The organism is Streptomyces sp. NPDC003379, from assembly GCF_053589195.1.
In genome coordinates, this window is sequence record NZ_JBSFRK010000009.1 from 135,924 (window position 1) to 148,306 (window position 12,383).

Below are 12,383 nucleotides of genomic sequence, written 5' to 3' on the forward strand. Positions count from 1 at the left end.
TCGGGCGCGGCAACCGATTAAGCGGGGGCGCGCGGCGGATGGGTGAGCACGTCGCCGATCAGTACCGCCGGTTGTCTTCCACGCCCGCTACGGGCATCCCTGGGTGCCGCGCTCACCGCTTGGACGCCCCGGCGGCCCGCCACCCGCAGCACCAGTGCCGCGTACCCGCGGAGCATCACGACGTCGACGGCGACCGACATCCAGTCCATGTCGGCGGCCGAGACGCCCATCGCAGCCGCAGCCGAAGCCGAAGCCGCAGCCGAAGCCGAAGCCGAAGCCGCAGTCGGCGTCGGCGACGACGGCGCGCGCGGCCGGTACTGGAAGCGGCGTACGAGTGATGGTCGTCGACGACCAGGCCGTGGTCCGCGCCCGGTTCGCGGCGATCGTCGACGCGGAGCCGGACCTCCACGTGGTGGCGGATACGCGGGACGGGGCCGAGGCCGTGCAGCTGGCCGCGGAACTCTCCCCGGACGTCGTCCTGATGGACATCCGCATGCCGGGCATGGACGGCGTGACGGCGACCCGCCCGCTGACCACGGGCGCCGGAGCGGTGACCCCGCGCGTCCTGGTCCTGACCACCTTCGACCAGGACGCCTACGTCCACGACGCCCTGCGCGCCGGGGCCTCCGGTTTCCTCCTCGAGGACGCGCTGCCCGAGGAACTCCTCGCCGGCGTCCGCGTCGTGGCCTCGGGCGAGGCCATGCTCGCCCCCACCGTCACCCGCCGCCTGACAGACGCCTTCGCGTACGACTTGGGCCAGGCATGGCCTGGCCTGGCCCGGCCCCGCGGGACGCGTTAGCGGAAAGGCGGAAGGACGGACAGGAAGACGGCAGGACGCCGAAGGGGCCCGTCCGATGCTCCGGACGGGCCCCTACGGGATGCCTGCGCAGATCAGGCCTTCTTCGTCTCCCAGAAGATCTTGTCGATCTGGGCGACATAGTCGAGCGCCTTCTGGCCCGTCGCCGGGTCCGTCGACGCCTTCGCGGCCGAGAGGGCCTTGAGGGTGTCGTTGACCAGCTGGTGCAGCTCCGGGTACTTCTCGAAGTGCGGGGGCTTGAAGTAGTCGCTCCAGAGCACCGACACGTGGTGCTTCGCGAGCTCTGCGCGCTGTTCCTTGATGACGGTGGCGCGCGCCTGGAAGTGGGCGTCGTCGTTGCCGGCCATCTTCTCCTGGACGGCCTTGACGGACTCCGCCTCGATGCGGGCCTGGGCCGGGTCGTACACGCCGCAGGGCAGGTCGCAGTGAGCGCTGACCTTCACCTTGGGGGCAAACAGGCGGGAAAGCATGGAGCTGTCCTCCTCGTGATCGTCTTCTCAGGTGGGACATTACTCCGTGAGAGGCCGGTTTTCGCGAGTGCCCCCATGGGCTTAGGACAAAAGTCCAGGGTCAGACTGGGACCGGTGGAGGATAGGACCGGGGAGGTGCCGGTGATGCCGGAGCTGTCGCAGGAGAGCGAACGAAGGGCCGTCCTGCCGTGGGGCGCGGCCGAGGTGACGGGTCCCTCGATGGTGCCCACGCTGTACCACGGGGACCGGCTGCTCGTGCGGTGGGGCGCGCGCGTCCGCCCGGGTGACGTGGTGGTCCTGCGCCACCCGTTCCAGCAGGACCTGCTGGTCGTCAAGCGGGCCAAGGAGCGCCGCGAGGGCGGCTGGTGGGTGCTCGGCGACAACGCGTTCGCGGGGGGCGACAGTACGGATTACGGCGTCGTCCCCGAGGAGCTCGTCCTGGGCAGGGTGCGGTTCCGCTACCGGCCGCCCGTGTCCGGGCGGCGCTCGCCGTTGGCGCTGGTGCGCTGGGCGGTCTCCGCCGTGCGGCCGGTGCTCGCCGAGCGCTCCGTCTCCAGGCGCTTGCGGGCGCGGTAGGCAGCGACGTTGGCGCGGGTCGCGCAGCGGTCCGAGCAGTAGCGCCGGGAGCGGTTCGTGGACGTGTCGAGGTAGGCGTTGCGGCACGGTGCCGCCTCGCAGAGGCCCAGGCGGTCCACGCCGTGCTCGGTGAGGTGGAAGGCGAGGCCCATCGCGGCGATCGCGGCGTACCCGGCGGTGGCGTTGGAGGGGTGGTCCGCCAGGTGCATGTGCCACAGCGGGCGCCCGTCGTCGTCCCGGTGGTCGTGGCCCGAGATCTGCGGGCTCACGGGGAACTCCAGGAGCAGTGAGTTCAGCAGGTCGACCGCGAGCGTCTCGTCGCCGTCGTCCGCCGCCTCGAAGACCGCCCGGAGCCTGCCCCGTACGGAACGGAAGCGCGTGAGGTCGGAGTCCGTCGCGCGGCGCGCCATCTGCGTGCTCGGTCCGAACAGCTCCCGGATCACTTCGACCGAGGTCAGCGCGTCCTTGTTGCGGCCCGGCTCCTCGCTGTTGACCAGGCGTACGGCGTAGTCCGAGTAATAGGCCAGTTCCACTTGTAGTCCTTACGAGGGCGGGCTATGGTCATCTCGTCGGCAAGTAATAGCCGATTGCGGTACCAGGGTATTACGGACTGGAGGGGTTCAGATGACGGAGACGGGGACCGGAGTCGAGACAGGGACTGGAGTCGAGACAGGGACTGGAGTCGAGACGGGGGCCGGGCTCGGCACCGACTGGCGCGCCTGGCAGGAGAGCTGGGACCGGCAGCAGCAGTGGTACCTGCCCGACCGCGAGGAGCGGTTCCAGATCATGCTCGACATGGTCGAGGCCGTGGTCGGCCCCGCGCCGCGCGTGCTCGATCTGGCGTGCGGTACGGGAAGTATTACGGACCGGCTGCTCAAGAGGTTCCCCGACGCCACCAGTGTCGGCGTCGACCTCGACCCCGCGCTGCTCGCCATCGCCGAGGGGACCTTCGCCGACGACGACCGCGTCACCTTCGTCACCGCGGATCTGACGGACCCCGAGTGGGTCTCCGCGCTCCCGCACGACTCGTACGACGCCGTGCTCACCGCGACCGCCCTGCACTGGCTCTACAGCGAACCGCTCGCCACGCTCTACGGCCGGCTCGCCGGACTCGTCCGCGACGGCGGCGTCTTCATGAACGCCGACCACATGCCCGACCCGGCGACCCCGCGGCTGAACGCCGCCGAGAGCGCCTACCGCCACCGCCGGATGGAGCGCGCCAAGGCCGAGGGCGTACTGGACTGGAAGGAGTGGTGGCAGCTCGCCGCCCAGGACCCGGTCCTCGCCGGTCCCACCGCCAAGCGGTTCGAGATCTACGGCGATCACGCCGACGGCGACATGCCCTCCGCCGAGTGGCACGCCCGCGCTCTCCGCGAGGCGGGCTTCGCGGAGGCCCGCCCGGTATGGGCCTCGCCCTCGGACGCGGTAGTCCTGGGCCTGAAGTAGACAATCTTCGGCCGCGGGTCGGTCGTGGCTGGGCTGGGCGCGCAGCTCCCCGCGCCCTTACGGGGCGCGCCAAGGGGCCGGTACGGATCCACGATTCGTACCGGCCCCTTGGCGTTGGCTGAACCCGGCGGAGCGCTAAAGCACCTTCGACAGGAACGACTGCGTCCGCTCCTGCTGCGGATTGCCCAGCACATCGCGCGGGCGGCCCGACTCGACCACCACGCCGCCGTCCATGAAGACGAGACTGTCGCCGACCTCGCGGGCGAAGCCCATCTCGTGCGTGACGACGACCATCGTCATACCGGACTCGGCGAGGTCACGCATCACGTCGAGGACGTCGCCGACCAGCTCGGGGTCGAGCGCCGACGTCGGCTCGTCGAAGAGCATCAGCTTCGGGTCCATCGCAAGGGCGCGGGCGATCGCCACGCGCTGCTGCTGGCCGCCGGAGAGCTGCGTGGGGTAGTTGCCCGCCTTGTCGGCGAGGCCCACGCGCTCCAGGAGCTGCCCGGCGCGCTCCCGGGCCTGGGCCTTGGGGACGCCCCTGACCTGGACCGGCGCCTCCATGACGTTCTCCAGCGCCGTCATGTGCGGGAAGAGGTTGAAGCGCTGGAAGACCATGCCGATGTCCCGGCGCTTCAGGGCGACCTCGCTGTCCTTGAGCTCGTACAGCTTGTCCCCCTTCTGCCGGTAGCCGACCAGCTCCCCGTCGACGTACAGCCGACCGGCGTTGACCTTCTCCAGGTGGTTGATGCAGCGCAGGAACGTCGACTTCCCGGAGCCGGACGGGCCGATCAGGCAGAAGACCTCACCGCTCGCCACCTCCAGGTCGATGCCCTTGAGTACCTCTACGTGACCGAAGGACTTGTGGACGCCCTCGGCCTTCACCATGGCGGTCATCAGCGCACACCTCCCGCGCCGCGATTGCTCAGCGACAGCATGTTGGCCTTGATCTTCTGGAAGGGGGTGTCGGGCAGGGAACGGGACGAGCCGCGCGCGTAGTACCGCTCCAGGTAGAACTGACCGACGCTGAGGATCGACGTCATGATCAGGTACCAGGTGGCGGCGAGCAGCAGCGCCTCCACGGTCGCGCCCGACGAGGTGCCGATGTCCTGCGCGTACTTGAGCAGCTCGTAGTACTGGACGGCGGCGACCAGCGAGGTCGTCTTGAGCATGTTGATGAACTCGTTGCCCGTCGGCGGCACGACCACGCGCATCGCCTGCGGCAGCACCACGCGGCGCAGCGTCTTGTTGTGGCTCATGCCGAGCGCGTGCGAGGCCTCGGTCTGGCCCTCGTCGACCGAGAGCAGACCGGCGCGGCAGATCTCCGCCATGTACGCCGCCTCGTTGAGGCCGAGACCGAGCAGCGCCGTCAGGAACGGCGTCATGAAGTCCGACCACTCGTCCTTGTAGACGGGGCCGAGGTTCACGTAGTCGAAGACGAAGCCGAGGTTGAACCAGACGAAGAGCTGGACCAGGACCGGCGTACCGCGGAAGAACCAGATGTAGAACCAGGCGATCGACGAGGTCACCGGGTTCTTCGACAGGCGCATCACGGACAGGATGACGCCGCCGACGACGCCGATGAGCATCGAGAGGAAGGTGAGGATCAGCGTCTCGCGGACACCCCTGAGGATGCGCTCGTCGAAGAAGTTGTCGGGGATCGCGCCCCAGTTGATGTCGCCCTGCGAGAAGGCGTAGACGATCGAGGCGAAGACGCCGATCGCGAGGACCGCGGCGATGTAGCGGCCGAAGTGGCGGACCGGGACGGCCCTGATGGCCTCCGCCGGTGAGGCCTTCGGGACGTCGTCCCCGGGGCCCTTCTTGGAGATGTCGGTGGTCACGTGAGTGGCCTTTCAGCGACTGGAGCGGCTAGGACACGGCCTGGGAGGGAGGACACGGCCTGAGGGAGGGACGGGGTCACTTGCCGCCGTTGATCTTGGCTTCCTTGACCGCGCCGTCCTCGACGCCCCACTTCTTGATGATCTTTTCGTAGTCGCCGTTCTCGATGATGGCGTTGAGCGCGGCCTTGATCGCGTCGCGCAGTTCGGGGTTCTTCTTGGAGACAGCGATGCCGTACGGAGCCGCCTCGACCTGCTCGCCGACCAGCTGGAAGTCCTTGCCGCCGCCGGAGGTCTTCACCGCGTACGCGGCCACCGGGAAGTCGGACGAACCGGCGTCAGCGCCGCCGGAGCGCAGCCGGGTCTGGGCCTGCTGGTCGTTGTCGTACTGCTCGATGGAGATCTTCTTGCTGCCCTTGCACTTCTTCGACTCGCTCTTGGCCAGGTCGTGCGAGACGGTGCCGCGCTGGACGACGATCTTCTTGCCGCAGAGGTCCGACCAGGTCTTGATGCCCTGGTCGTCACCCTTCTTGGTGTAGATCGAGACGCCCGCGGTGAAGTAGTCGACGAAGTCGACGCCGGTGCCGAGCTTCTTGCCGGTCTCCTCGTCGATGCCCTCCTGACGGTTCTTGGTGTCCGTCATGGCCGACATGGCGAGCTGGTACCGCTTGGAGCGCAGGCCGCCGAGGAGGGTGTCGAAGGTGCCGTTCTCGAACTCGAACCGCACGCCGAGCTGCTTGCCGAGCGCCTCGCCGATGTCAGGGTCGATACCGACCGTGTTGCCGGACTTGTCCTTGAACTCGACCGGCGGATAGGCGATGTCGGAGCCGACCTTGATGACGCCCTTGGCGCGGATGTCCTTGGGCAGCTTGTCGGCGAGCGGCGCGTTGCTGACCGCGTCGCTCTTCTTGTCGTTGGTCTGGTCACCGCATCCGGAAAGCAGCAGCGCACCGGCGACCGCGATCGCGCCGACCGCGGCAATCCGGGACTTCGCGGACTTTGCTGCGGTCTTACGACAAATGGAGCTTGCGGTCATGGTGGGTCCTCCGGCGGATGAGGGAGTTGCCGATGGGTCGGGCACACACCTTCGGGTGTCGCGACCTCGTGTGATGACGGCATCTTGCCATTCGGACCGTCCGATTCTGGGTGCCGGAGATGTCAAAATCGGATAACGGGCCGACGGCGAATGCCGACAGCCCGGTACAGCGCGGGCGTATGGGTCAGGGCGCAAACCGCCGTTAACCAATCGATATCCCGCGAATCTCGCCATGTGGACCCGTCTCGCCCTCGTTGGCGCGGGCTGAAACCAATGTCACTCGCCCGCGCGCACCGCCTTCGGGTACAAAGGTTGGCTACACCCCTCATCCGGGGCTCAGGGCGCGTGTGCGGCGCGCCCGCGTGTCCGTACCTCTCCCCCGTCGACAGACGGGGAACGGACACGGTGCCCGCCCACTTCTCAACCGGGAGTGGACACCCTCAACGAATGATTAAGACTTAAGGGGTCAGAACAGTGGCAGCGGAGATCGTCAATCCTCGCAGCGACAGCAGTACGGATCATGAGGGCCCTGCTGGTGCAGACGAGCCCTTCGATCCGGCCTTCGCGTTGCACCGTGGCGGCAAGATGGCGGTGCAGGCCACCGTGCCGGTCCGCGACAAGGACGACCTGTCCCTCGCATACACGCCCGGCGTCGCGAAAGTGTGCAGCGCGATCGCCGAGCGGCCGGAGCTTGTCCATGACTACACGTGGAAGTCGAACGTCGTCGCCGTCGTGACCGACGGGACCGCCGTGCTCGGTCTCGGCGACATCGGCCCCGAGGCCTCGCTCCCCGTCATGGAGGGCAAGGCCATTCTCTTCAAGCAGTTCGGCGGCGTGGACGCGGTGCCGATCGCGCTCGCGACGACCGACGCCGATGAGATCGTCGAGACCGTGGTGCGGCTCGCCCCGTCCTTCGGCGGCGTGAACCTGGAGGACATCTCGGCGCCCCGGTGCTTCGAGATCGAGCGCAAGCTCCAGGAGCGGCTCGACATCCCGGTCTTCCACGACGACCAGCACGGCACGGCCGTCGTGACGCTGGCGGCGCTGCGCAACGCGGCGAAGCTGACCGGCCGGACCCTCGGTGAGCTGCGTGCCGTCATCTCCGGTGCCGGCGCGGCCGGTGTCGCCATCGCCAAGTTCCTGCTCGAAGCGGGGCTCGGGGACGTGGCGGTCGCGGACCGCAAGGGCATCGTCAGCCGTGACAGGGACGACCTCACGCCGGTCAAGCGGGAGCTCGCCGAGCTCACCAACAAGGCCGGGCTGAGCGGCTCGCTGGAGGCCGCGCTCGCCGGTGCGGACGTCTTCATCGGCGTCTCGGGCGGAACCGTCCCCGAGCCGGCGGTCGCCTCCATGGCGCCCAACTCCTTCGTGTTCGCCATGGCCAACCCGAACCCGGAGGTCCACCCGGACGTCGCGCACAAATACGCGGCCGTGGTGGCGACCGGGCGTTCGGACTACCCGAACCAGATCAACAACGTCCTCGCCTTCCCGGGCATCTTCGCCGGGGCGCTCCAGGTGCGGGCCTCGCAGATCACCGAGGGCATGAAGATCGCCGCGGCCGACGCCCTCGCGGGGGTCGTCGGGGACGAGCTCTCCGCGGAGTACGTGATTCCGTCGCCGTTCGACGAGCGGGTCGCCCCGGCGGTGACGGCGGCGGTGGCCGCTGCCGCGCGTGCGGAGGGCGTCGCTCGCAGCTGAGTGTCTGCGTGATGGTGTGCGTGTGTGATGGTGTGACCGCGTGATGATGTGACCGTGTCCTCTGCCGTGCGTTCCGCGGCGGGGGACACGGTGTTTCCGGGGCGTGGGCGCGGGATGGCGGCCTGGCCGGGGGCGGGCGCGGCGCGTGTCACATTCGTACGAGGTTCCTTCGTGGCCCGGCGGCGGCCTATGGTCGGCGTCATGTTCGCTGCCTACGCTGCCCGAATCGACCGTGACCAGCCGCTGAGCGGCCTTGAGTTGGGGGAGCGCCCCGCCCCTGAGGCGCGCCCCGGCTGGTCGACCGTGAAGGTCAAAGCCGCCTCCCTGAACCACCACGACCTGTGGTCGCTGCGCGGGGTCGGCCTGGCCGAGGAGAAGCTGCCGATGATCCTCGGCTGTGACGCCGCCGGGATCGACGAGCACGGCGACGAGGTCGTCCTGCACTCCGTCATCGGGCAGTCCGGGCACGGGGTCGGACCCCGCGAGGGCCGGTCCATCCTGACCGAGAAGTACCAGGGGACCTTCGCGGAGAGCGTGGCCGTGCCCACCTGGAACGTGCTGCCCAAGCCGAAGGAGCTCTCCTTCGCCGAGGCGGCCTGCCTGCCGACCGCGTGGCTCACCGCGTACCGCATGCTCTTCACCAACGCCGGTGTGCGCCCCGGGGACTCGGTCCTCGTGCAGGGCGCCGGTGGCGGTGTCGCCACGGCCGCGATCATGCTCGGCAAGGCGGCGGGCCTCCGGGTCTTCGCCACCAGCCGCGACGAGGCCAAGCGGAGGCGGGCGCTGGAGCTGGGCGCCGTGGAGGCGGTCGAGTCGGGCGCCCGGCTGCCGCAGCGGGTCGACGCCGTCATCGAGACGGTGGGCGCGGCGACCTGGTCGCACTCGGTCAAGTCGCTGAAACCGGGCGGTACGTTGGTCATCTCGGGCGCGACGAGCGGTGACCGTCCCTCGCACGCGGAGCTGACCCGGATCTTCTTCCTGGAGCTGAAGGTCGTCGGCTCGACGATGGGCACCAAGGACGAACTGGAGGACCTGCTCTCCTTCTGCGCCACGACCGGTGTGCGCCCCGTCATCGACGAGGTCCTTCCGCTGGACCGGGCGCGAGAGGGCTTTGAGCGGCTGGAGTCCGGGGAGCAGTTCGGGAAGATCGTGCTGGAGGTCTGACCGGGGGGTGGCGGTTGCGGTTGCGGTTGCCGATTGGCGGTTCACGCCTCACGCCTCACGCCATACGCCACACGTCTCGCGTCTCGCGTCTCGCGTCAACCATGGTTGACGGCGGGCTTCTGTCAACGTAAGTTGACATGCATGACCGAAGCTACGGATCTCGCCGAGCGCGCGGGTGATCAGGACCCACGGGTCGGGCTGCGGGCCGTTTCCGCGCTGCGGAAGCTGGTGGAGCGGCTCGAGGCCGTGCAGGTGCGCGGTGCGCGCCGGCAGGGCTGGTCGTGGCAGGAGATCGCCGCGGAGCTCGGAGTGAGCAGGCAGGCCGTGCACAAGAAGTACGGGAGGCAGTGATGTTCGAGCGGTTCACCAAGGACGCCCGCGCCGTGGTGCTGGGCGCGGTCGAGCACGCCGAGCGGGGGAGCGCCGACTCGGTCGACGGCGGGCACATGCTGCTCGCCCTGCTCGACCGTGAGGCGAGCCGGGGGTCCTTCGCCCTGGCCTCGCTCGGGGCCGCGCGCCACCGGGACTCGATCGAGGAGGCGCTGAGTGGCGCGCGGCGCCGTGGGGGCCTGTCGCAGGCCGACACGGACGCGCTGGCCGGGCTCGGCATCGACGTGGCCGAGTTCGTCTCCCGGGTCGAAGAGGCGCACGGTGAGGGTGCGTTGGCGGGCGGCGGCGGGAAGGCGGGCAGGGCGGGCAAGGGGGGCAAGGGGGGCGGCAAGGCCGTGCGGGCTTGGCTCGGCCGTGTGCCCTTCTCCCGCGAGGCCAAGGACGCCCTGGTGAAGTCCCTGCGCATCGCCACCGCCCGCCGTGACCGTCGCATCGGCGACGAGCACATCCTGCTCGCCCTCACCGTCCGCCCGGGCGTCGTCGCGGAGGTGCTCGCGGATCACGGGGTCACCCATGCGTCGGTGGACCGGGTCCTTTACGGCGGGGCCGCGGGTCGGGGTGCGGGCGCGGGTGGCGTCGGCTGACGTCGTCTGACGCGGCACGGCGCGGTTTGGCGCGGGTGGCGTCGGCTGACGTGGCTTGACGTGGTCTGGCGTGGTCTGGCGCGGGCGGCGTCGGCTGACGCGGGTCTGGCCTCAGTCGACGCCGCCCGACGTCAGGCCCTCGGTGGACGCAGGGCCGCCCCGATATGGGCGGCGGTCGACGCCAAGTGTGCGCGGATATTGTGGAGTTGCCCCTCGCTGACGCCGTTGTCTCGGGCCGCGTCGCGGATGTCGTCGCGGAACCGGTCGAGCAGGCGATCGAGGTCACGGGCCGGATCGCCGGTCGAGTCCTCCTGGGCCCACTCGGGGACGTAATCCACGGCCAGCCCCTCGGGGGCGGCGCTGAACTTGGGGCCGGGGCCTGCCTCGGGCTCACTGGAGGTGGCTGCGGGCTCGGTCGGGGAATCGGCCTGAGGCTTGCTTCCGGCGCCGGTCCCGGAGGTAGGGCGCTGGCCGGGCGAGTGGGGGAAGTGTTTGCCGAGGTCCAGGCCGAAGGCGCTGAACTCCTTGGCCAGTTCGGTCAGGCCCTCGCGTACGCCCGTCGGCCAGTCGCCTCGTGTGAAGTGGTCCTGGACCTGCTCCTGGACGCGCTGGGCGATGCGCTGGAACTCTTCCTGGGCCATGGTCCGCGCCTTCTCCTGGGCGTCCTTGGCCTGGCGGCGTGCCCGCTGGGCCTCCTCACGGGCGCGGCGGCTCTCGTCCTTCGCGCGGCGCGCCTGCTCCTTCCACTCCTGCTTGGCGCGCTTGAACTCCTCCTTCGCCTGGCGCCAACCGTCCTTGTCGCCCCAGGCACCCTCGAAGAAGTCGGCCGCGTCGGGGAAGCCCTTGCCGGTGGAGGAGCCCGTGGAGGAGGCCGCGCCACCCGAGGCGCGTGCCTCCTCCGCGGCCGCCCGCATCTCGCGGCGCAGCTCGCCCGCCGCGCCCTGGACTCCGTCGCGGATCTCGGCGGCGAGCCCGGCGACCGACTCGCGGATCTCCAGCTCAAGGTCGGCCAGCTCGCCGCCGCGGCCGGCCAGCTCGGCACGGCCGGCGTCCGTGATGGCGTAGACCTTCCGGCCGCCCTCGGTGGTGTGCGTGACCAGGCCCTCGGCCTCCAGCTTCGCGAGGCGCGGGTAGACCGTGCCGGCCGAGGGTGCGTACAGCCCCTGGAAGCGTTCTTCGAGGAGGCGGATCACCTCATAGCCGTGGCGGGGGGCCTCGTCGAGCAGCTTGAGCAGATACAGGCGCAGGCGGCCGTGGGCGAACACGGGAGGCATTTCAGAGCACCTTCTTGTCGGTCGGGTCGGCGGTGTCCGCCGGGGGGATGTCCAGGGGGGCCTCGTCGTAGGGATCTTCCTCCGTCGGTGGCCTGCGCAGGAGCGCGACCGACCCGGAGACCGTCGTCGCCCTGAGCCTTCCGCCGCCCGAGCCGAGCCGTCCCGTGATCCGCTTGGCGCCCCATCCCCAAGCCGGTGAACGGCCCGGAGCAGGGGGGACTCCACCGCCGCTGACCTTGAGATCCTCGAAGGCGTTCGACACCGAGCCGCTCGCGGTGTCCACCTCCACCTCCGCGTCCGCCGGGTGGGCGAGGCGGATCGCGATCTCTCCCGAGACGCTCGTCAGGGCGACGTCCGTCGGGCTGCCCGCCGGGTCGAGGTCCACGATCATCGAGCCGCTCACGGAGTCGGCCCGGACCGAGGAGCCCGCTGCCTCGACGACGGTCAGGTCGCCGGACACGGAGGTGAACCGCAGGTCGCCGGTGACGCCCTGCACCTCCACGTTCCCGGCGACCGTGTCCGCGCGGACCGGGCCCGAGAGGCCGACCAGGGTCGTGTCACCGGTGACGCCCTTCACCTCCGCGTGCCCCTTGATGCCGGAGACCGTGGCGCCCGCGCCGACCACGCCCACCTCCACGCGGGTGCCCGCGGGCACGGCCACCGAGACCACCGCGCTGCGGCGCCAGCCCTTGGGGTCGAGCCACTTGAGGAAGCCCTTCCAGGGCAGGTCGTCATAGGCGACGGAGAGGATGCCGTCCGCCTGGGTGACGGTCAGGGGAGGGCCTTCGATGTCGGAGACCTCCAGGCGGGCGGAGCCTCCGTCCGTGCCCACCACGTTCACCGTTCCGTTGACGACGCGGACCTGGAGTGTCGCCACCGGGGCGTCGAACGTGAGCTTCCGGGGCTCGGCGACGGACCACTCCGACACGGACATGGGCTGACCTCCTTGGCGACGTGGAACCTTGACGGGCGGGTGTGAGACGGCAGACGCGCCATATCGCGTCTCTGCTATTCACGATATATCGCGGTTGTGGGAAGTCAAGGCGTGGCGAGGGTGAACCGTCTGCCGTGTGGCCTGCGGCCAGCTGTC

At 70.0% G+C, this 12,383-nt stretch carries 14 protein-coding genes and 1 pseudogene; 7 read left to right on the forward strand and 8 right to left on the reverse strand.

What is annotated here, in order from left to right:
- Positions 1-17: 17 nt before the first annotated feature.
- Positions 18-230, reverse strand: a complete 213-nt coding sequence (locus tag ACWDVB_RS11135) for a hypothetical protein (RefSeq protein ID WP_451512734.1) — start codon at positions 228-230, stop codon at positions 18-20.
- Between the two features lie 107 nt (positions 231-337).
- On the opposite strand from ACWDVB_RS11135, the pseudogene ACWDVB_RS11140 reads away from it, so the two are divergent.
- Positions 338-769: pseudogene (locus tag ACWDVB_RS11140) on the forward strand (response regulator); the annotation flags it as partial.
- Between the two features lie 122 nt (positions 770-891).
- Here the strand turns inward: ACWDVB_RS11140 and sodN are convergent.
- Positions 892-1,287: a superoxide dismutase, Ni gene (gene sodN / locus ACWDVB_RS11145; protein WP_451512735.1), complete on the reverse strand. Its 396-nt coding sequence runs from the start codon at positions 1,285-1,287 to the stop codon at positions 892-894.
- A gap of 144 nt (positions 1,288-1,431) precedes the next feature.
- On the opposite strand from sodN, the gene sodX reads away from it, so the two are divergent.
- The gene (gene sodX, locus ACWDVB_RS11150; protein ID WP_451512912.1) at positions 1,432-1,863 is read left to right on the forward strand and encodes a nickel-type superoxide dismutase maturation protease; all 432 of its coding nucleotides are present in this window, start codon (positions 1,432-1,434) and stop codon (positions 1,861-1,863) included.
- On the opposite strand, the gene ACWDVB_RS11155 is transcribed toward sodX, so the two are convergent.
- Positions 1,746-2,396 (reverse strand): CGNR zinc finger domain-containing protein, encoded by a 651-nt coding sequence (locus ACWDVB_RS11155; RefSeq protein ID WP_451512736.1) that lies wholly within the window; start codon positions 2,394-2,396, stop codon positions 1,746-1,748. The two genes, sodX and ACWDVB_RS11155, sit on opposite strands and share 118 nt — an antisense overlap.
- Positions 2,397-2,487: 91 nt before the next feature.
- On the opposite strand from ACWDVB_RS11155, the gene ACWDVB_RS11160 reads away from it, so the two are divergent.
- Positions 2,488-3,309: a class I SAM-dependent methyltransferase gene (locus ACWDVB_RS11160; RefSeq protein ID WP_451512737.1), complete on the forward strand. Its 822-nt coding sequence runs from the start codon at positions 2,488-2,490 to the stop codon at positions 3,307-3,309.
- 135 nt (positions 3,310-3,444) lie between these two features.
- On the opposite strand, the gene ACWDVB_RS11165 is transcribed toward ACWDVB_RS11160, so the two are convergent.
- The 3 genes from ACWDVB_RS11165 to ACWDVB_RS11175 form a co-directional block, all read right to left on the reverse strand.
- Positions 3,445-4,206, reverse strand: coding sequence for an amino acid ABC transporter ATP-binding protein (locus ACWDVB_RS11165; RefSeq protein ID WP_451512738.1), 762 nt, complete (start codon positions 4,204-4,206; stop codon positions 3,445-3,447).
- On the reverse strand, positions 4,206-5,150 hold the full coding sequence (locus ACWDVB_RS11170) for an amino acid ABC transporter permease (protein WP_451512739.1): 945 nt from the start codon (positions 5,148-5,150) through the stop codon (positions 4,206-4,208). The genes ACWDVB_RS11165 and ACWDVB_RS11170 overlap by 1 nt, the downstream gene beginning before the upstream one ends.
- Before the next feature lie 76 nt (positions 5,151-5,226).
- Positions 5,227-6,183: an ABC transporter substrate-binding protein gene (locus tag ACWDVB_RS11175; RefSeq protein ID WP_451512740.1), complete on the reverse strand. Its 957-nt coding sequence runs from the start codon at positions 6,181-6,183 to the stop codon at positions 5,227-5,229.
- A gap of 474 nt (positions 6,184-6,657) precedes the next feature.
- On the opposite strand from ACWDVB_RS11175, the gene ACWDVB_RS11180 reads away from it, so the two are divergent.
- The 4 genes from ACWDVB_RS11180 (at position 6,658) to ACWDVB_RS11195 (ending at position 10,019) form a co-directional block, all read left to right on the forward strand.
- The gene (locus tag ACWDVB_RS11180; protein ID WP_451512741.1) at positions 6,658-7,881 is read left to right on the forward strand and encodes an NAD(P)-dependent malic enzyme; all 1,224 of its coding nucleotides are present in this window, start codon (positions 6,658-6,660) and stop codon (positions 7,879-7,881) included.
- 201 nt (positions 7,882-8,082) lie between these two features.
- Positions 8,083-9,045: a zinc-binding dehydrogenase gene (locus ACWDVB_RS11185; protein ID WP_451512742.1), complete on the forward strand. Its 963-nt coding sequence runs from the start codon at positions 8,083-8,085 to the stop codon at positions 9,043-9,045.
- 141 nt (positions 9,046-9,186) lie between these two features.
- A complete protein-coding gene (locus ACWDVB_RS11190; RefSeq protein WP_451512743.1) occupies positions 9,187-9,396 on the forward strand; it encodes a helix-turn-helix domain-containing protein in 210 nt (69 codons plus the stop codon).
- Entirely contained in the window at positions 9,396-10,019 is a 624-nt protein-coding gene (locus tag ACWDVB_RS11195; RefSeq protein WP_451512744.1) for a Clp protease N-terminal domain-containing protein, read from the forward strand. Before ACWDVB_RS11190 ends, ACWDVB_RS11195 begins: the two co-directional genes overlap by 1 nt.
- A gap of 131 nt (positions 10,020-10,150) precedes the next feature.
- On the opposite strand, the gene ACWDVB_RS11200 is transcribed toward ACWDVB_RS11195, so the two are convergent.
- Complete coding sequence (locus ACWDVB_RS11200) at positions 10,151-11,293, reverse strand: helix-turn-helix transcriptional regulator (protein WP_451512745.1); 1,143 nt, start codon at positions 11,291-11,293, stop codon at positions 10,151-10,153.
- A 1-nt stretch (position 11,294) separates the two neighbouring features.
- A complete protein-coding gene (locus ACWDVB_RS11205; RefSeq protein ID WP_451512913.1) occupies positions 11,295-12,221 on the reverse strand; it encodes a DUF4097 family beta strand repeat-containing protein in 927 nt (308 codons plus the stop codon).
- Positions 12,222-12,383: the final 162 nt, after the last annotated feature.

What these genes read in the sequence shown, in the direction of transcription:
- ACWDVB_RS11165 (WP_451512738.1), bottom strand. Translation starts at nt 4,206, where the DNA reads ATGACCGCCATGGTGAAGGCCGAGGGCGTCCACAAGTCCTTCGGTCAC.
- ACWDVB_RS11190 (WP_451512743.1), top strand. Translation starts at nt 9,187, where the DNA reads ATGACCGAAGCTACGGATCTCGCCGAGCGCGCGGGTGATCAGGACCCA.
- ACWDVB_RS11185 (WP_451512742.1), top strand. Translation starts at nt 8,083, where the DNA reads ATGTTCGCTGCCTACGCTGCCCGAATCGACCGTGACCAGCCGCTGAGC.
- sodN (WP_451512735.1), bottom strand. Translation starts at nt 1,287, where the DNA reads ATGCTTTCCCGCCTGTTTGCCCCCAAGGTGAAGGTCAGCGCTCACTGC.
- sodX (WP_451512912.1), top strand. Translation starts at nt 1,432, where the DNA reads ATGCCGGAGCTGTCGCAGGAGAGCGAACGAAGGGCCGTCCTGCCGTGG.
- ACWDVB_RS11200 (WP_451512745.1), bottom strand. Translation starts at nt 11,293, where the DNA reads ATGCCTCCCGTGTTCGCCCACGGCCGCCTGCGCCTGTATCTGCTCAAG.
- ACWDVB_RS11175 (WP_451512740.1), bottom strand. Translation starts at nt 6,183, where the DNA reads ATGACCGCAAGCTCCATTTGTCGTAAGACCGCAGCAAAGTCCGCGAAG.
- ACWDVB_RS11160 (WP_451512737.1), top strand. Translation starts at nt 2,488, where the DNA reads ATGACGGAGACGGGGACCGGAGTCGAGACAGGGACTGGAGTCGAGACA.
- ACWDVB_RS11135 (WP_451512734.1), bottom strand. Translation starts at nt 230, where the DNA reads ATGGGCGTCTCGGCCGCCGACATGGACTGGATGTCGGTCGCCGTCGAC.
- ACWDVB_RS11195 (WP_451512744.1), top strand. Translation starts at nt 9,396, where the DNA reads ATGTTCGAGCGGTTCACCAAGGACGCCCGCGCCGTGGTGCTGGGCGCG.